The 18,823-nt window shown below is 39.8% G+C and carries 13 protein-coding genes; 7 read left to right on the top strand and 6 right to left on the bottom strand.

The annotated features are described in order from the left end of the window. The first annotated feature begins 1 nt into the window (after position 1). Positions 2-823, top strand: coding sequence for an ATP-binding response regulator (locus tag UABAM_RS10115; RefSeq protein WP_173013235.1), 822 nt, complete (start codon positions 2-4; stop codon positions 821-823). Positions 824-852: 29 nt separating this feature from the next. Here the strand turns inward: UABAM_RS10115 and UABAM_RS10110 are convergent, their stop codons facing one another. Next, positions 853-1,437: a type II secretion system protein gene (locus tag UABAM_RS10110; protein WP_151967883.1), complete on the bottom strand. Its 585-nt coding sequence runs from the start codon at positions 1,435-1,437 to the stop codon at positions 853-855. A 143-nt stretch (positions 1,438-1,580) separates the two neighbouring features. On the opposite strand from UABAM_RS10110, the gene UABAM_RS10105 reads away from it, so the two are divergent. From UABAM_RS10105 to UABAM_RS10090, 4 genes are all read left to right on the top strand, one after another. Beyond that, positions 1,581-2,858 carry a trypsin-like peptidase domain-containing protein gene (locus UABAM_RS10105; protein ID WP_151967882.1) on the top strand — a complete coding sequence of 426 codons (1,278 nt, stop codon included), beginning with the start codon at positions 1,581-1,583 and terminating at the stop codon, positions 2,856-2,858. A 5-nt stretch (positions 2,859-2,863) separates the two neighbouring features. After that, positions 2,864-4,753, top strand: coding sequence for a selenocysteine-specific translation elongation factor (selB, locus tag UABAM_RS10100; RefSeq protein ID WP_151967881.1), 1,890 nt, complete (start codon positions 2,864-2,866; stop codon positions 4,751-4,753). Then, positions 4,750-5,628, top strand: coding sequence for an NAD-dependent epimerase/dehydratase family protein (locus UABAM_RS10095; RefSeq protein WP_151967880.1), 879 nt, complete (start codon positions 4,750-4,752; stop codon positions 5,626-5,628). Before selB ends, UABAM_RS10095 begins: the two co-directional genes overlap by 4 nt. 88 nt (positions 5,629-5,716) lie before the next feature. Then, positions 5,717-6,670: an arginase family protein gene (locus UABAM_RS10090; RefSeq protein ID WP_151967879.1), complete on the top strand. Its 954-nt coding sequence runs from the start codon at positions 5,717-5,719 to the stop codon at positions 6,668-6,670. 89 nt (positions 6,671-6,759) lie between these two features. On the opposite strand, the gene UABAM_RS10085 is transcribed toward UABAM_RS10090, so the two are convergent. Next, complete coding sequence (locus UABAM_RS10085; protein WP_151967878.1) at positions 6,760-10,440, bottom strand: DUF4062 domain-containing protein; 3,681 nt, start codon at positions 10,438-10,440, stop codon at positions 6,760-6,762. A 118-nt stretch (positions 10,441-10,558) separates the two neighbouring features. Between UABAM_RS10085 and UABAM_RS10080 the strand changes: the two genes are divergently transcribed. After that, positions 10,559-11,302, top strand: coding sequence for a class I SAM-dependent methyltransferase (locus tag UABAM_RS10080; protein WP_151967877.1), 744 nt, complete (start codon positions 10,559-10,561; stop codon positions 11,300-11,302). Here UABAM_RS10080 and UABAM_RS10075 read toward each other — a convergent pair. Further along, entirely contained in the window at positions 11,297-12,082 is a 786-nt protein-coding gene (locus UABAM_RS10075) for an SDR family oxidoreductase (RefSeq protein ID WP_151967876.1), read from the bottom strand. The genes UABAM_RS10080 and UABAM_RS10075 overlap by 6 nt on opposite strands. 161 nt (positions 12,083-12,243) lie before the next feature. Between UABAM_RS10075 and UABAM_RS10070 the strand changes: the two genes are divergently transcribed. Further along, complete coding sequence (locus UABAM_RS10070) at positions 12,244-13,203, top strand: aldo/keto reductase (RefSeq protein WP_152021987.1); 960 nt, start codon at positions 12,244-12,246, stop codon at positions 13,201-13,203. Here UABAM_RS10070 and UABAM_RS10065 read toward each other — a convergent pair whose 3' ends face one another. Genes UABAM_RS10065 through UABAM_RS10055 form a run of 3 tightly spaced genes read right to left on the bottom strand, consistent with a single transcriptional unit; the run spans position 13,204 to position 18,819 of the window. Continuing rightward, the gene (locus tag UABAM_RS10065) at positions 13,204-14,310 is read right to left on the bottom strand and encodes a serine/threonine protein kinase (protein ID WP_151967875.1); all 1,107 of its coding nucleotides are present in this window, start codon (positions 14,308-14,310) and stop codon (positions 13,204-13,206) included. A gap of 23 nt (positions 14,311-14,333) precedes the next feature. Further along, positions 14,334-15,350 carry a DNA polymerase III subunit delta gene (gene holA, locus UABAM_RS10060; RefSeq protein ID WP_229759419.1) on the bottom strand — a complete coding sequence of 339 codons (1,017 nt, stop codon included), beginning with the start codon at positions 15,348-15,350 and terminating at the stop codon, positions 14,334-14,336. A gap of 13 nt (positions 15,351-15,363) precedes the next feature. Then, positions 15,364-18,819, bottom strand: a complete 3,456-nt coding sequence (locus tag UABAM_RS10055) for a DUF3754 domain-containing protein (RefSeq protein ID WP_151967873.1) — start codon at positions 18,817-18,819, stop codon at positions 15,364-15,366. Positions 18,820-18,823 lie beyond the last annotated feature (4 nt).

The raw sequence follows: 18,823 nt of genomic DNA, 5'->3' as shown, positions 1-18,823 counted from the left end.
TATGCCTTCTCCTCTTATCCTAGTTGTGGATAAGGACAAGACTCTTCATAACTCGTTAAAAACACAACTTGCAGAGAAAAAATACGAAGTCATTTGTACCGATGACTATAACAAGGCAACATATCTTGTGGAAAAAGAGAAACCACGAGGTATTGTTGCTGATGTTGATAAAGATGATTTATCATGGGTAGAATGTGTAAAATCAAAATACACAAAACCTTTTATTGCCATGTCAAAAAACAACGAAGCAAGTTTTCTAGTGGAACTTATCAAGAGAAATGTATTTGCATTTGTGCACAAACCTATTTTTGAAGATACTTTGTCTGACTGTTTGAAATGTTGTATTGAGTTTGATGATTTTGAGTGGAATATTCTCTCTGGCTTTGAGAGATGGTTAGAAATTGAAATTCCTTCTAACTCTAATTATATCAATGCGTACTGTAGCTTTATCATACACATGATGCCGGAATTCAAATACAAAAAAATGATGGAATATGCGATTAAAGAGCTTATTCAAAACGCGATCGAACACGGCAATAAGTATCGTGAAGGCTCGGTGGTAAATATTTGTTTTCTGAAAACACCAACTCTTTTAATGTTCATGATTAAGGACCAAGGGACAGGCTTTGATATGGAGCTTTTGCCTCACGCAGTCATTGGGCCACAGAAAAAAAATCCCATGGATGTTTTACAATATCGAAAATCCATGGGAATGCGTCCCGGCGGTCTTGGAATACATAGCGTAAGTCGCATAGCAGATGAGCTTATATATAACGAAAAAGGCAACTCGGTTACCATGATTAAAAACATTGCAAATTTATAATTGTAGATTGTAAATTTTGCGCAATAAATTTAATTGGTTAAAGGATCAAATACAAGGTTAAAGCTAATTTCGTCGACAAAATTGTTTTGCGTCTCGGCATGTAAATCTAGCATCAAGAAATTTGTGCTGTTTCCATGGTTGTGTTTGTTAGATTCACTTGCATCAGGCTGATCTATATCATCAGCGACCATTGGTGTGGGTACAATATCATTTGCCAACTTAAAGAAACCAGGATAAACACCCTGATCAGCGTTTTTACGTCCAGCATAACTACAAGCGTTGTCGGCATCGCCGACCACGAGAGCGTCCAGTAAATCCCCGCTGTTTACGTCGGGAGTTGAAGGGCATAAAAAAAGACTGGACTCTACAATAAGCCCTTCTTTGTACAAAGAGACTACAAATTCACTGCCATCTGCTTGTGGATAGAGGACCTGATTTCCCAAGTCTGTTTGGAACATCTTATATAATCTTCCCATCTGTAATAGGTTGTTTATACAACTTGCGCGCATAGCCCTTTCTTTTACAACCGCTAAGTTTGGAATAAGTATCGCCGATAAAACTCCAATGATAGCAATTACTACTAGTAATTCAATTAATGTAAAACCTCTTTTCATAGCATTCCCTTTTTGCTCTAACTCTACTTTTGTGCCATAATTCTGTCGATGTGTCTTTTTTAGGCATGGACTATACTCAATTATAACATTATAATGACTTTTTACATAAAAATTTATAGTTAAAATGCTAAAAAGGATTTTTTATGTTTTCAAAAGAAAAATTTTTACTTTTTTGTCTCGTTGTGTTTTGCTGTGTCACAACAGCTCAAATCTCGCGTCGAACCGCAATTGTGGAAGTCGTGGAAGAGGTAAGTCCATGTATTGTCAATATTAGTACCGAGAGAGTTGTACGCCGTTCTTCGCCTTTTGATGATGTTTTTGAAGAATTTTTTGGACGTTATCAGCCGCGGGTGCAAAAAACAAATAGCCTTGGTTCAGGTGTTATTGTTGACAAAAGCGGTTTTATTGTGACAAACGCGCATGTTATTCAACGGGCTTCACAGATAAGTGTCGCCCTTGGTAATAAGCAAACTTACATCGCAAATTTAGTTGCCGCAGATGAAAAAAACGATTTAGCACTGTTGAAGATAGATGCACCAGCTTTGAAAGCTATTTCATGGGCTGATTCCCAGGATGTCATGATTGGGGAAACAGCGATCGCACTAGGCAACCCTTTTGGTTTAGAAAGTAGTGTAACCACAGGAGTTATTAGCGCAAAGAACAGACCTTTGGCCATTCAAGGCAAAGTAAATTTTAGTGATTTTGTGCAAACAGACGCAGCGATTAACCCGGGAAATTCTGGCGGAGCGCTACTCAATGTACATGCACAATTGGTTGGCATTAACACCGCAATCTACGCCCAAGGTCAAGGTTTAGGTTTTGCGATCCCCGCTGATCGTGTTCGCAAAGTTATCGGTAAATTACTCAACTATGAAAAATTAAAAGAACAAACTCTAGGTTTGAAGTTGGCACAAAATACGCGCGGAAAGTGGTCGGTGTATGTAAAGTCTGTTGTTCGCAATTCTCCCGCTTTTGAAGCTGGGCTAAGTGCCGGAAGTGTTATTACAAGGATTGACAATCAAATTGTACGTTCGATGTTTGACTTCAACAAGATTGTTTATATGAAAAATATCGGGGAAAGAATACGAATCCGCTTTGAAAAAAATGGCGAAGTACAGAGCGTATATCTCAAAATTTCACGACGCAAGCAAGTAGTCTCTAACACTGTCGTTTGGAAAAGATTGGGTGTCGACGTGAAAAAAATACGTGGTGGCGTAATGGTTACCAAAGTACGTCGCGGCGGAGCAGCAAGTCGCATTAATGTTTTTCCAGGAGACATAATTTTAAGTCTTGGTCAGTTTCGCATTCGCAGCGCGAAAGACATGACGAATTTTTTGAAATACGTTGATTATGGAGATGTCGTTTCAATTATTTTAGTTCGCGATAACAACCACTTGGGTGGAAAATTGGTAGTGGAATAAAACACATGGATATTTTTAATGTTATTATCGGTACCGCAGGACACATTGATCATGGTAAGTCGAGTATTGTTCGAAAATTAACCGGAATAAATCCCGACCGTTTGAAAGAAGAAAAAGAACGGGGTTTAACTATTGATTTGGGCTTTGCTCCTTTGGCATTGCCCAATGGAAAAAAAGTGGGAATTATCGATGTACCTGGTCACGAGAAGTTTATCAAAAATATGGTGGCCGGTGCTACGGGAATTGACTACGTAGTGTTAGTGATTGCCGCTGATGATGGGGTGATGCCTCAGACACAAGAACATTTAGAGATCATGGAACTACTGGGAATCAAAAAAGGTCTAGTGGCTATTTCTAAGGTGGATTTAGTCGACGAAGAATTGCTGATGCTTGTCGAAGAAGACATTCGCGAATTTTTACAGGATTCTTTTTTACAAGAGGCGCCTATTTGTAAAATCTCTGCAACTTCCGGCAGTGGTTGGGACGAATTTTGCGAAATTTTATTTCGCGAAGTGCAGAATCTAACTCCTCGATCTTTAGAGGGAATATTTCGTATGCCAATACAACGCGTCTTTACAAGCCACGGCCATGGTACGGTTGCCACAGGTATACCCATGGCAGGGAGTGTTGCCATAGGCGATGAGGTCGAAATACTTCCCCAAGGAATTTTAACCAAAGTAAAGAAAATACACGCGTACGGTCAAGATATAAAAACTGCAAACGCGGGGCATAGTACGGCGTTAAATTTAAAAGATGTGAATTACCAACAAATAAAGCGCGGCAATGTCGTTTCGGTACCAGGGTATCTAAAATCTGTACCATTTATTGAAGGAAAATTTTGGTATTCAAAAAATCATAAGCGTCATTTACAACACATGACTCCTATTCGTTTTCATTGTGGAACGGCAGAAATTATGGGACATGTTTCGGTACTGGGACAAGCATCTCTCGCTCCAGGAGAACAAGGCTTTATTCAGGTGCGCCTGGAAGAAAATGTGGTTGTTGCTCCAGGAGATCCATTTATACTGCGTTTATCCTCTCCTATGATTACTATTGGAGGCGGAGTGGTGATTGATGCGGGTCACAAAAAACTCAAACCATTTCGTGCACAAATTAGCGCTTTACAAAACAAGAGTTCTTCTATACAAAGCGATATCGCTCTTGTGGAAATGCGTTTTAAAGAAGGACGAATTTGTCGCGCGGATGAGATACGTAAAAAGTGCCTTTTGGAAGAAGTTTCTTTTCAGAAAATTATAGAAGAGCTTCGTGACAAAGAAGTCATTGTCGCAGTAAGTGCCAACCCGCAACGCTATATCCATGGCGAAATTTTAGCGGAGAGGTGCACAGAGATACTCGATGTTATTCGCCAATATTTGAAAAAGAATAAGTTTAAGTTATATATGTCGATACTTGATCTTCGCAACCTCAGCAAAACAGATTCTGTTGAACTCGATTTTTGCCTGCAAAAAATGCCAGAGGTAAAGGTGGAAAAAAATAAAATTAGTCTTAAGAGCCACCAAGTAAAGCTCAAACCTGCGGAAGAAGAGTATGTCAACAATGTGGAAGATAAGTTCGCAAGTGCCTTGTTTTCTCCGCCCTCCAAAAAAGACGTGTTGGAAAGCAGTCAGCTAAAAAATAGAGAGGCTCTTGTGGAATTTTTAGTAGAAAAAAACGTGTTGGTACCCATTACCCACGAAATATATTTTCACATTTCTGCAATTGAAAAGGCCGAAAACTTTATTCGCGAAACCATTGCGCAAAATGGCGAGTTAATATCCGCAGATTTCCGCGACCAAATAAAAACTTCGCGTAAATTTGCCATTCCACTTTTGGACTATTTTGACAAAGTAGGATTGACGGTGCGTAAAGATAATAGTCGGGTACTCAAAAAATGAGAGTTCTTGTGATCGGAGGAAATGGCTTCATTGGTCGCGTATTAATAACAATGTTATTGGCAAAGCAGTGCAATGTTGTCAATGTATATCGTCGTATGCAAGATCCTCTACATGAAGGTGTTGAGAATATCTGCTTGAATCGCAAAGACATTCCCGCCTTTCGTCGACGTTTACAAGGAAAAAGTTTTGATGCTGTTGTTGATTTAGCGGCTTTTACGCGAAAAGATGTCGAGGTGGTCAATGAGTCTTTGCGTGCAGATGTCTACGTTTTGATTTCTTCTTCTGCGGTATATGGGGAGATCAGTAGTTGTCATATAGATGAAAGTACTGCTGTTTCTACTTGTCAACACCATAAATATGGGCACAATAAAATCCAAGCCGAAGATGCTGTGCGCAAAAGAACGCATGTTATTATACGGCCAGCGGTTGTGTATGGAGAAGACGATTCTCATGAGGAACGTGGGCGGTATTTTTTTGAAGAGATCCACAAAGATAAAATTGCCTTTCCCGGCAAAATTTTTGTACGCAATAGCTATATTTATGTAGAAGATTTGGCATGTCTTATTGTGGCATCTTTGTTGTCTTCGAAGAAAAATGTAACGGTCAATGCCGCGGGGATTCATTTTGATTGGGACACTTACCTAAAAACAATGGCACAGGTTTGCGATGTACCACTACCAGAGATCGAAAACCTTAACCTGTCGCTCTCTGAGTTTCGCGACTATGCGAAAAACAACAAAATTCGCTTTCCGCACAATGCCTTCCATGATTTTGTCGTAAATTGCGATTTGGCACAGAAATTATATGATTGGCAACCTAAAATCTCATTAGAGGAAGGTTTAAGTCGTACGAAGAAGTGGGCGTTGGGAAGGTGAATCTATTTTTGGTTGGTGCCATTACCATTGCCGTATTGCTTTTTTACGGTCGTAAGCAACAATCTAATTTCGATGATTGGCGTTATTTATGAAAAAAAATAAAATAGTTACTTTTTATAGAGGAGAACAAGTTTATTCCATTCAAAGTTTTGATGAAAGTAGATCTCCTCTTAAGCCCAAGTTGTTACTGGAGTACCTTGCCGAACAAGATTTAGATCAATTTTTTGAGATAAAGTCAGATTTTGCACCTTTTACCAAAGATCAATTTTTCGTCGCACATAAACCAGAGTACGTGGAAGGGTTTTTTGCTGGTAAAGAACCTTACTGTAGTGGTCATGATACTCTTGGTATTAAATGGTCTCGCCAATATGCTGAAACTGTTCGCTACACGAACGCAAGCTTTTACCATGCTATTCGTTATGCCATAGAGCATCCTAATGAGATAAGTTTTAGCCCGACTAGCGGTTTTCATCATGCTATACCACAACATGGAGCTTTATTTTGCGCTTTTTCTGGTCAGGTCATCGCTTCTATACGGCTTTATCGAGAATTAGGTGTATGTGGTGCTTATATTGATCTAGATGGACATTACGGGAATAGTATCGAGGATAGTAGGGAATTTGTTCCGGATTTGAATGAAGCGGTACCAAAAGGTTGGAATGTCAACATTGAAACGGAGCATGAGGAATATCTAAAAAATTTGAAAATAATTTTACAGCTTCTAAAAGATGAATTCGTCAATAAGAAATTGCACTATGTTGTATTTTGTCACGGTGCAGATAGTCATGAGTTAGATGACATTGGACGTCAATTAACCACAGAGGAATGGATTGAATGCTCAAAGATATTCTATGAGTGGGTCAATGAAGTTGAACTAGAGACAGGACGGCCTCTACCTGTTTCCTTGAGTTTATTTGGTGGGTACCGTCGGGATGACTTTCGTTCCGTTTTGTCTTTGCATACGATCGATTTAGTCAAGTGTCTAAATATTTTGTGTGGCCATAATATCGAATATCAACCACAAGTACAACCTCGCGGATAATGGGATGGATTGTCCGTTGTTTTCGGCAATCCCCCCTACGTTATTTACATTTTCTTTCACTGAATGATGTTTCTCTGTAACATCAAATATTAGCCTATCTGTAAAATAAACAAATGATTGTTGTGATATCCATATAGACGATTGGCAACGATTTTCGGTTCCTTTAGTCGTATGGGAAAGGCAGTTTTTTGATCAGAGATTTTCAGTGTAGTGTAGTCGCCGGAATTGTCAATACTGTGCTTTGACTCTACGTGAGTTTCGCTGTAAGGATTTCCTTCAAAATCCCAATGGTTGTTGTTTCCTTGTATCTTACAACTTACGTAAGAGTCGTGAATGGTTACGGTTTCTACTTTGTCTTCTAAGGAAATTTCGCATTGTAATTCTTGGGTTGTGACATTCCAAAAACGCAAAAAATTGTCGCTGCCACTGCTAACAATCCGCGTGTCATCTTTGCTAAATCCAAGAGTACTGACAAAACCGCGGTGAGCCTCTATACGCATTTCTGTGTTATCTTTCCATAACCAAATACTACCATTCATGTGCCCAGCGGCGATTATGGTGGCGTCGCGATTTGCGGCGACATGCATGATACGACTGCTTTTGCTATCCAGATTTTGCACACACTGTCCAGTTGCGGTGTCCCAAATTTCAATTGTCGTTCCTTCGCTTCCTCCCGCAGAGACTAATTTTGTGGTATCTGGAGTGATGGCAATACTGTCGAGATGCCCTTTTTGTCGTGGGATGGACTGTAGTAACACTCCTTGTTCATTCCAAATATTCACTTTGTGATCTTTACCTACGGTGACGATGTGTTTGCCGTCGGAACTTAGCAAATAGCTTTCTATGTCATTTGTGTGTCCTTGCAAAGTGTACAACGGATTTTCGATATTGTCCAGGCTCCATACACGAATAGAGGAATCCCATGAACAAGTGTAGATAGTTTGTCCATCTCGGCATATGGCACTCACCCAATTTTCATGGGCATCAAGCTGCTTTTGTGTATTACTATCTAGCTGTGAAATAGCAATTGTTTTATCAAAAGAGCTGGAAATGAGCGTATTATCTTCCACGTGTAAGTCACTGATAATGTCACGATGCCTTTCTAAAATAAAAGCAGGCGAAGGATTAATTTTCCCTGATTTTTCCACAAGCCATTTGTATATTTTTTTGTCTTGCGAGGCGGTGAATATAGCATTGTCATGTATATGTAAACAGGAAATTTCTGCGTTTTGCGTTACCGAATCTACACATTGTAATTTGTCGATATTCCACATTTCGATAGATTTTTCTCCGGTAACGATGACATGAGTGTTATCATATACGGCAATGCCACTCAATTCATTTTCGCTCATCATGTGTGAAATTAAAGTACCGTTTTCTAAATCCCACACGCGTAAAGTTTGATCCATTGCCGCGGAAAAAATATATCTTTGGCTGTGAGCCACGCCCATCACCGCTCCTTGGTGTCCACAAAGAGTATGAATACACTCTCCACTTTCTACAGCAAATACCTTTACTGTTTCGTCGAATGAACCACTGATGATTTTGAGACTATCTTCGCTAAAGACTAAATGGGAAATATCGCGTGCGTGTGCCTCTATTCCTTGTAGGAGTTTTCCTGTTGCGAGTTCCCAAATACAAATTTTTCCTTTTTGATCACCTGAGGCTAGGTACATGGTATTGGGGGATAAGGCCATCGTTCTAATAGGGTCTTGATGTCCACGTAGAATTCTTCGTAAGGGAGAATCGAGGCGATGAGGGAGAGGTCTTAAACTACGCAACCATAGACTATTTCGTACTTTACTCTGCCGCCAAAATTCGACCAGTTGGTGCATGTTGTTATTAACGACGTTTGTTTGCTGTGGGTAGTATTGCTGTGCGAGTGGACTGTCATGCCAAAAAATTTGATTCCATAAGCAGGTAAATAACTCTTGTGGATGTTTGATTAAAAATGAGAGATCTACTTCCAATGCATTTCGAATAAGTCGCAACGTATTCCTCGATACATGTGCTTCACCAACATGAATTTTCAAATCTTCAGGTATAGGCATAATCGTTGTTTCTGCGGCAAATTTTAAATCGTTGAGAAGATCCACAACCATACCACGCTGGCATTTGGCACACAAGAAGTCGATATCTGTTAGGATTTGTAGAGATTCACTATAGCGTTCTCCCCACTGTAACTGGAAGGGGAGTTCCATTAACGAACGATCGTAATCAAAACCTTTGTCCCAAAAAAACTGTGCTAAGGTACTATGGTAGTCACGCATGCGACCACGTCCCAACATCATTTTTACGGAACGTTCGAACTCTTGGTGGAAAAATTGGTATATATCCTTACGTGGTGAGAAAAAACTGGCAAAGCTTTCGCTAGCTTCTATACAAAATGCTTGGTATTCGTCGGAGGCATATTTTGTTGATAAACATTCGCGTAGTTCCATTTCGGTCATTCCCAAAGAGCTAGCAGCAATTAGGCCCAGATAATCGCATACCATATCTTGGTTATATTTTGTTTGCAAGCGTTGCATTACTTGTTGAAACAACGCGTCGATGTTCTTGGCCAATTGACCCACAGCAATACCTCCTAAACTAATTTCTTCCAAAGCAACCTTTAGATATAATGGATTTCCTTGCGAATATTGTAACAACAAATCTTCTTGCTCAGAAGAAATACGTACTTTACTACGTTGATGGTCAATGATTGTGCGCATATCTTGTTCTTCCAACGCAGGTACCACTATGGGATGAACTTGGCAAGAATAGTTTTCTCCGAGACGTGCTGTCCAAATCACGCGCACATTTTTGGATATGTTTGTTGGCCACCACTGAAAAAAGTCGCGACGATTGGCAAATTCATCGACACCATCAATCACAACAACTAGTGGCTCCTCTATATTTTGCAGTGTGTTTTGTATTTGTTTGCTGAGTTGTTGGGGGAGTTGTTGCAGTTTTTCGATAAAACCTAGTTGTAAAAGCTGCGCTCCAAGACTACGATGCAAGTGATACAAACTCTGATTTTCGAAAGTACCGACATAGTGAGCAATTTTTTTTTGAGAAATTTCACAGAGAAATTGTGAAACAATTGCTGATTTTCCGCATCCAGCAACGCCTTCAATGACTATGGTGTTTTTTTGGCCATTTTTTGTTTGTAAGAAGTTATGGAGTTTACTCAACAACTCTTTGCGTCCAGTGAAACCACGAGATTTTTCTTCGATCATTTCGCGAACAATTTCCATGTAGTTATCACGTGTTGTTTGTTTTTGTATTGGGTATGTATCATCAAGCATTTGTGAGAATGTATTGTAAACGCAGGACGAAATATCTTGTTGCTGGACATGAATAATTTTTTCGTCCTTGAGGAGTTCTTTCAACTGGACAATTTGTGGTGAAGGTGTTTCTTCATGTTGTAAAAAACAAAAAAATCGTTTTTTCTTGTCGGTGCATTCTAATGCTTTGCGTATTTCCATTTCGGTAATGGAAATACTTTGGATATTTTCGTCACCAAAGTAGTCATATGGAGGTTGCCAGCCGTAACGGTTACCAATAATTCCCACAAAGTATTCACACTTTTCGACTTTATCTAAGCACCAACGAACTAAGTTGGGATCGTTTTGATCTTGCCAGCGCAAATCGTAAGGAGTAATGTGTAGGTTTCGCGAAAATACTTTTTGCTGCAAATTGCGAAATGCTACCGACAATTCGTCGCGTTCTTTCTCTAAATCTCGAAAAGTAGAGCTAACAAATATTTTTATTGTTTTCCAGATATACATTGTGTAATCTCCTAATGTTTATATTGACATGCGCAGGTTGTTATCGATCCGTTCGCGATCGTTTTTTTGTATGTAAATATATTCTATACGTAAACTGACAAAACTATTTGGAGAATTCATGAGAAATAAACGTTCGTTTATCGCCCATCGTCGTCATGTATTTTATAACCCTATTAGCGAAAGTAAAATACATAAAATTATTCGTGAACTACAACTACCGGAAAATGCTGTTGTCGTAGACATAGGGTGCGGAAATGGCGAGATACTTGTTCGCATTGCCAAAGAGTACGCCATCCATGCACGCGGTGTCGACATTTGCGAAGCGACGATACAGCAAGCGGTGAGACGCGGCCAAGGTATGCAAGATATACATTTTGAGCATATGGATGCCCAAAAATTTATCCAAAAGATTGCGCCTAATTCTGTTGATCTTGTGATATGCACAGGTTCCTCTCATGCTTTAGGGGGTTATGAGAAATCTTTGCAGGTGTTGATTCCTTTGCTAAAGAAAAATGGACAAATGTTGTTTGCCGAAGGGTATTGGAAACAAAAGCCACATAGCGAGTATTTGCAGTATCTTCATGCCAGTGAAAACGATTATTATTCCCACTGGCAAAACGTTGATGTTGCTATAAAGCACAATCTAGTACCGCTTTATTCGCATACAGCAAGTGAGGAAGATTTTGACAACTACGAGTGGCTGTATTCACGTTCGATTGAAGATTATGTGATAGAGAACCCCGAAGACGAAGACAACGAAGATATGTTAAAGCACATTAGGTTATGGCGTAAGAATTATCTACGATATGGACGCGACACCTTGGGGTTTGCTCTTTATCTTTTTCGCGTTATTTCACTATAAACTTTCGGTACGCCCACCATCTACGGCAAGAGAAATTCCATTTATGTAACTTGCCGCAGGAGAAGCAAGAAATGCAATGGCGTTTGCGACTTCCGTTGCAGTGGCAAATCTACCGAGAGGTACTTGTTTTTTCATGGTAGCGGTGACTTCGTCAGTGCTGCTATTGTTTTTAGTGGCTTTGTTTGCAATAATGGATTGTAAGCGTTCTGTTGCGGTATAACCAGGGAGTACATTGTTTACGGTAATATTCAGTGGACCTAGTTCTGCAGCTAGTGTTTTCGCCCAACTCGCCATCGCTCCACGCGTGGTGTTGGAGACACCCAACCCGCGGATCGGCTGTTTGACAGATGTGGATATGATGTTGATAACACGTCCATAGTTTTCGGCAGCCATTCTTTTGTGTAAAGACTGTACCAGAAGATGTGATGCTTTCAAGTGTGGTGTGAAGGCGTTGTCAAAATCGTCTAGGTGTGCATCAATTAAACTACCTGGCTTGGGTCCACCACAATTATTGACTAAAATATGTATCGGTTTGTCTTTTAGGAATTTATTTACGCATTCGAGCGTTTGTTGCGGTTGAGAAAGATCTACAACGAGATAGTGGTGTTGTTGTGCGTCTTTTTGTGGTAAATCGCGTATAATTTCTTGTAGTTTTTCTTCATTACGCGCTAGTAACAATGTACTGGCACCTAGATTTGCGAATTGAATCGCTGTGGCGCGTCCAATTCCTTGGCTGGCGCCACAAATAATGGCTTGTTTGTTGGTTAGAGAGATATTCACGTATTGCTCCTGTTGTTTAGTTACGGTGACGGCTACGATTACGGTGACGGCTACGATTACGGTGACGGCTACGATTACGGTCAGGGTCACGGTCACGGTGACGATTACGGCTACGATTATGTGATGGCTATGGTTATGATAATTACAAATTGGAGATGAAAATGAAACAACAAAAAATAAATAATACACCTTATGAAGCTTCACGCATTGTATATGGATGTATGGGAATTGGCGGTGGCTGGGATCATGATGCTCTTAGTAGTGCGGCACAAGAAAATGCGATACATGCATTGGAGGCGGCATTGGCTAGTGGGATTAATGTTTTCGACCATGCCGATATATACTGTTTTGGAAAATCAGAGCAGGCTTTTGCAAAGCTGATTCAAGACAAGCCGGATTTACGTGAAAAAATTATTATTCAAAGCAAATGTGGAATTCGCATCGCGAATGAGCATCATGTGGGGCATTATGATTTTAGTCGTGAGCACATTGTTTCTTCTGTTGAGGAAAGCCTCAAACGGTTACAGGTAGATCACCTGGACATTTTACTTTTGCATCGTCCGGATATTCTTGTCGAAGGTGAAGAGGTTGCTGCGGCATTCGCGGAGTTGCGTTCTAGTGGCAAGGTACGTTTTTTTGGGGTGAGTAACCATACCCCCATGCAAATAGAGTATTTACGCAAGCACCTTGACATGCCTATTGTTGTCAATCAAATACAACTCAACGTTTTGCACAGTGATGTATTTAATTCGGGCATTGCTGGTAATTGTTCTGTGGAGTCTACAGGGTGCACAGGTCTCGTGGAGTACTGTCGTTTTCACGAAATTACTTTGCAAGCATGGGGGCCGTTGGCAGCAGGTCGTATATTTGAACATAATACCAATGAACCACTTGTGGACGCAGTGCAAAAGGTATTGTACAAACTTGCCGAAAAATATAACACCAACCCTGCTGCGATTGCAATCGCATGGATTTTGAAACATCCGGCACAAATTCAAGCGGTTATAGGTAGTTGTAATCCAGAGCGCATTCACAATGCATGCGATGCGGCGCATTTTGAGTTAACGCGCTGCGAATGGTATGAGTTGTTTATCGCGGGTAGAGGCGAGGCATTGCCATAACTACGAAAAGTACCAAATAACCCCAGTGACAATGACTAATAATATGGCTGTAGATAATACTAACCATTTGAAAGCTTTGTTTCTTTTTTGAGCTTCCATACGGCGACGTCTTACTCTTGTTTGGCCAAGGGACGTTTGGGGTTTTTTCTGTGATGCTTGTGGCAAAGTACGGCCGTGGCGATCACCGATTTGTTTTAGCTCATCTCGTGCTTGTGCTGATAGAGTTTGGTATACCTCTTGGGGTGTAATTTGATGATAAATATGACCTTTGGTGATGGTTTCTAATTTGGCGACAAAGGTCATTGCATCTGCAATGCGGTCATCACTACCTTTCTGCAATGCATGCGTGAGAAGCCGTGAAAAATCATCGTAAAATGGTTTATTTTCATTGTAGAGTTGTGGCGGAAGAACATGGACTAAGCTGGGTAAATCTTGGGTAACAATTTTTGTAAGAGTACTCGGAATATCATGTTCTAAAAATGGCGAATGTGGTTGCCAGGTGAAAAGTTGGTATAAAATAACGCCTAAGGAAAAAACATCGCTATTGGCTGTCACTTTTCCACTAAACTGATCGGGACTGGCGTATTCAATAGTTCCAATAAAAGAGCCGTGTTCACTCAACCGCGTCACATCAATATTCATGTGTTTGCCTATCCCTAAGTCGAGAATTTTAATTCCGCGGTTATTGACAATAATATTACTGGGTTTCAAGTCGCGATGCAAAATACCTGCGAGATTGATCACTTCCACTCCGTAAGCAATATGTAGGGCTAAATTTACTAGTCTTTTTAAATCGGGGCGTGGATAGTTTCGAAAAACATGCTCGAGAGTAAAACCTTGTACATACTCTAAAACCATAAATGTGTGTGATTGGTGTTCAAAAAAATCATACGCACGAATAATATTGGGGTGATTGATCGACGATAAAAATTGGTATTCGCGTTCAAACCTTTTTATGGCGGTATGAACGTCAAACATCTCTGGCGGTGGGCTTATTTGTTTTATCGCAACAGGTCGATTATGTTGTGTGTCCATAGCTAAATAGACTTTAGCCATAGCACCCTCACCTATTCTTTTTTCTATTTTATATCTGTCTTTGAGTATCATTGGTGTTTCTCTAAAAACTGGTCCTACTTTAATCTGGTTATGTGAATAATAATTTGCTCAATAGATACGATAGGTTCTATCCGAGATGTTTTCATGTTGAGTTCTGTTTCGAGAAGCAACTTCCAAATGGCAATGAGCTGTTGTTTGGTGAAGTTTTTCGTAAAAGCCGCTACCTGACGCTTTGCATACTCACCAATACTAGAAGAATCTCCACTAATGCCTATTTGCCAAATTTGCTTAAATCTGTAATGGAGCAATCGCAGCACCTGTAGACCGATGTGCATCGGATCGTGGATACTTCCGCCATCTTGAGATTGTAAACCATTGGCGAAAATCTGTCGCATTAAATTGAGAGATGTATCGAGTTTTTTACTACAAATGGCATCTAAAAAATCAAAGATATTGATTTTTTTGCTCTTACCAACGAGTTTTTCGATGTCGGCAGAAGTTATATTTTGGGTATCTTGTAGAAAGAGAGCCATTTTCTGTAGCTGCGAATCAAGGCTTTTAAGATCGTTCCCCACATATTCGGTTAAAAAAAAGGCAGCCTCAGGCGTCATCGTTTTTTTGTATTTTCTTACCCGTGCACAAACCCACTTGGCTAAATCACTTTCCCAAGGTGGCAGGCGCAACCATGGTTTGGGACGATCGTATAGGGGACTGCACTCGACACATACCGCTATATTTTTTACAAACTTGGCAAATTTAGAACGATTGTCCAATTTATTCAACTCCACGACCAGTACTGAGCTAGGATTTGGGGATTTATAGTAACCCTTTAATGGTTCGAGTAACTGCGTAATCATAATATCTGCATTTTTTAAGATAATGAGATTGGTATCGTTAAACAGTACATCAGAACTCAAGTTCGCAATCAGTTCTTGGACGTTAAATTGGTTATCTACATCGTACTCAGTATAAAAGGCATCCGATAATTTTTCTTTGATTGTCGCGATGCCTTCTTCTTTTAAAAAATTTTCTTTGCCGTAAAAAATATAGAAGTTCGCTATTTTTTTTTTGATTTCTCTTTCGAATTGCATGTAGTTCACAACATTACTCCAGCAGTTTTGAATGAAGAAATGATTTTAGTTTTTCAATCGCCGTTTTCATATTGTGGGCCTGTAAGGAACCGCATTCATTGATATTGTAATCATATGCTTTTAACTCAACATTCGCAGCATAATTTTTTTGTAATGGAGAATCTAGCCATAAAGTTTCAGGGCAATAACGAAAGTGTAGTACTTCATCTTTACGTTTCTTACGTCTTCCCGTATGTGATGTCGTAATGAGAAAAATACCTGAGTTTGGCAGGCAAGATGGATCATTGATTTCCAAATACTCCATGCCTGGAGACAAATGTGTTTGCAGATATAAATCTGGGAGCTTCAATTTTGCGCGTGTGGAGAAACTTTTCTTCAGGGGTTCATTCAAATACAGTGTGTCGCCTTCGCGCGAAAAAGTACATTGGGCACGTGCGAAAAAACCGTGTAACTCGATGGTTCCCTTCGTTGGTAGTTCCTGAGCATTGACAACTTTTATTTCTTTACTTCCTTTTTCTGCGTATTCTGCGAGTTTTATGTTTTGCGATATTTCAGGCAACTGTACCAAGCTACCACGTACATGGTAGTAACGGCAAGGCTGTGTTAATAGAACCCTTGAGCGCGACTTGTAGTATTTGACAATTTGGTCTTGGATCATTAATCGTGCTGAGTTTGGCAACAGATGTGCGTTTTCCACCAATATTTTTTTGCTGTGTGATGTTACGGGTTCTGCGGTCGCAAATTGTGGATAGTGGCAGAATTCGATGGCTGTACCTTTTTTATGCGGGTGTTGTAAACCAGCAGATAGATTTAAACGATTCGGGTAACGTCGGAAGAAAAATACTTCTTTAAATTGGCTACCGGGTTCGAGAATAATTTTTCCTTGTTGTGGAAAATTGGGCACAAAAGAAAAATCTACATCCAAAAACGAATGATGGTACGGAATTTTGTTTGTAGTTGTTGCCTCCACTCCAATAATGCTCACCGCTGTACCCACTGCAAAACACTTGTTCATTTTTTTCGTTAAAATGAGTGTATTACTTCCTTTTTCGCGACGGAAAGGCCATTTTTCTTTGATACCAAATTTTCCTGCAAAATTAATTTCGACAGATCCGGACAATGAAAAAGAGGAGGCGTCTTCAAGAGTAATAAAGTAGCTACCTTGGGTGGCCTCGTATTTTAAAGCGCTTTCGAAAATATTTTCTGCAACGGTTGTATGCGGTTCATGAGTATGGCTGAGAGGCTTTAGTAAGTGTAAGTACTCTTGGCATAACTCAAAGTGAAAGGTTTCACGGTTGTTTTCTCCCGGACTAATAATGGCTTGTCCTTTGGTTACATTCTCAATGGAACCATGAGCCAGTATCGTCTTCGCTCCTGCCGAAAAATCACGAAGTAAACGCAGCTTGTGACCGTTTATTTGTACCATTGCACCTTTTGTGTGTCGAAACTGTAAGGGTTTTTCAAGTTTTAGCTCTATCACGGGCCTTTGATAAGGAACGCGCTCTTCGTTTTTGGTATTGGCTCCCACAATTAAGACACCGCGTATGCGAAACAATTTACTATCGGGTACGGGAATTAAGTAGTTACCTTTTTTCAATTTTTGCTGGGTGACAGCTTGCGGCTGCACAAGGCGAATTTCCATACCATTGGCAATTTCTGTTTCTAGCGGATCATCCAAAATCAATACGCGCCCATCCTTGTTTAAGTTGTATTGTACATACTTATGGGTCGCGGCGATGAGTATGAAACCATTTTCAGGAAAATTTAGGTTTTCTGGTAACGGAATTTCTTGTGTGCCAGCAATGATATTTTTTTCCACTTTGAAAGTGGGGAGTACCTGACGTACCATCACTGGTGCATCTGTTTGTGGTACGTGACGATAACGCAGAGCTGTTGTTAAGTACAACTCATTCTTGTTCTTCACACGCACATAGCGAAATTCGCTTATGTCTCCATTGTTACCTATTTTTCCAATTCCACGTAGTGGTATGTTGTCGAGATCTCCCGAAAAAATGGATAGAGTATCGCAACCTTCCTTACACAGCGCGGAAAGTTTCGATATAATCGGTTGCTCAGGAATCCAACGTACGGAAGCGCCTCTTTCGTGAGCGTATTGAGTGGACGTTTGCGTATTTTTTTCTTTGTCTATGTAAAGACGAAATTCTTGGCGCGAAAATGCTGCATATTCTTCATGCTGGTTTCCAGGAGCGATAAGAATTTTTCCCGAATGCGGCAAAGGTTCCTCGGCTTCTTCGACCTCTATGTACACGCTCTCTTCTGCACAATCTTTCTTTATATATGTTTTGTTGGGATAAATAGCATCGATGAGTTTTGGAATTTCCAGCCATTTATCTCCCCCCGAATTACTGAGTAGTTGGTAAGCGATCCGTTCCACATCAATATCGATTTTTATACCAAAACGCTGCAAAGCAAAATCTTCTACATAATTTTTAATGGAGTTTGTATCTATAGGATAAAACGCCCAGCGTTCTTCCATCCATAAAGCATACAGAATAAGTAAAACTTGTTTATAGATATCTTCTTCTGCATGTTGGATCAAATGACTGATCACGCCAGAGTTGTTGTTGAGACTATTATGATAGAAGTTATCAAGTAGCTTAGAGTGATACTTCGCACTTTTGCTTAAGAATACAAATAATTCTCGTGCGACAAAACACCCTGAGATAAATATGACAATAAGGCATGTCCAAATATAAAAGAACATAAGTCCCAAACTAACGGCAACAGCGCAACTTAGAAGCGACACCCAAATTTTACTAAATAAGCCCATTTCCACAGAGATACCAGGAAAGAGTACCGGTAAACTGTCTTCATTGATATTTTTAAATAGTTTTAGGGTTATAGGTTGCGGTAAGATAAAACTACGTGGCGTTTCAAATTTTTTTTGCTTTCTACTTTTTCGCAGACGAAACGCAAAAGAACTTGTAAAGCTTTCGTGATAGGGACGAAATAATACCGCGAGTTTCTTATAGGAAGATTTTTTTTGATGGTATTTACGCAACCATAGAGTGTACCATTTTCTATAGCTTTGGTATTCGGTAGATTCATCGCGAAAATACACCACCAAGTCGCGATATTGATTACGTGGGATACTGATTTTTACCCCTCGTAATCTGTATTGTTCTAAAATATCTAGTATGTCTTGATCGTTTATTTTTTGGTAGTTTTGTTGTTGAAGAAAAACATGAAATTTTTCTGCTAGATCTTTTGCATAATATTGTTCTTCTGTATCGTTGAGATAAACAGGCGACTCGGTATCTGGATTGAAAGGTCGATAGTGTGTTTTCAGTTTTTCCAAACTAATCGAAAATTTATCTTTGCAAAAAGTGTTTAACAATTTTGCAAAGTATCGAAAATTTTCCTGTTGATTTGCCGGAAGAGAGCTAGCTAAACTTTCGATGAGCTCTTCTTTATCAATAGGAATTTTATCTTCTATTATTTCGCTCATTAGA

The sequence above is a fragment of the Candidatus Uabimicrobium amorphum genome, from assembly GCF_009002475.1.
Taxonomy (GTDB): domain Bacteria; phylum Planctomycetota; class Uabimicrobiia; order Uabimicrobiales; family Uabimicrobiaceae; genus Uabimicrobium; species Uabimicrobium amorphum.
Note: the sequence above shows the minus strand (reverse complement) of the source record. Positions and strands in the feature narration are given on the sequence as shown.

Coding starts and splice junctions, on each gene's coding strand:
- UABAM_RS10115 (WP_173013235.1), top strand. CDS start 2: ATGCCTTCTCCTCTTATCCTAGTTGTGGATAAGGACAAGACTCTTCAT.
- UABAM_RS10110 (WP_151967883.1), bottom strand. CDS start 1,437: ATGAAAAGAGGTTTTACATTAATTGAATTACTAGTAGTAATTGCTATC.
- UABAM_RS10105 (WP_151967882.1), top strand. CDS start 1,581: ATGTTTTCAAAAGAAAAATTTTTACTTTTTTGTCTCGTTGTGTTTTGC.
- selB (WP_151967881.1), top strand. CDS start 2,864: ATGGATATTTTTAATGTTATTATCGGTACCGCAGGACACATTGATCAT.
- UABAM_RS10095 (WP_151967880.1), top strand. CDS start 4,750: ATGAGAGTTCTTGTGATCGGAGGAAATGGCTTCATTGGTCGCGTATTA.
- UABAM_RS10090 (WP_151967879.1), top strand. CDS start 5,717: ATGAAAAAAAATAAAATAGTTACTTTTTATAGAGGAGAACAAGTTTAT.
- UABAM_RS10085 (WP_151967878.1), bottom strand. CDS start 10,440: ATGTATATCTGGAAAACAATAAAAATATTTGTTAGCTCTACTTTTCGA.
- UABAM_RS10080 (WP_151967877.1), top strand. CDS start 10,559: ATGAGAAATAAACGTTCGTTTATCGCCCATCGTCGTCATGTATTTTAT.
- UABAM_RS10070 (WP_152021987.1), top strand. CDS start 12,244: ATGAAACAACAAAAAATAAATAATACACCTTATGAAGCTTCACGCATT.
- UABAM_RS10065 (WP_151967875.1), bottom strand. CDS start 14,310: ATGATACTCAAAGACAGATATAAAATAGAAAAAAGAATAGGTGAGGGT.
- holA (WP_229759419.1), bottom strand. CDS start 15,350: ATGCAATTCGAAAGAGAAATCAAAAAAAAAATAGCGAACTTCTATATT.
- UABAM_RS10055 (WP_151967873.1), bottom strand. CDS start 18,819: ATGAGCGAAATAATAGAAGATAAAATTCCTATTGATAAAGAAGAGCTC.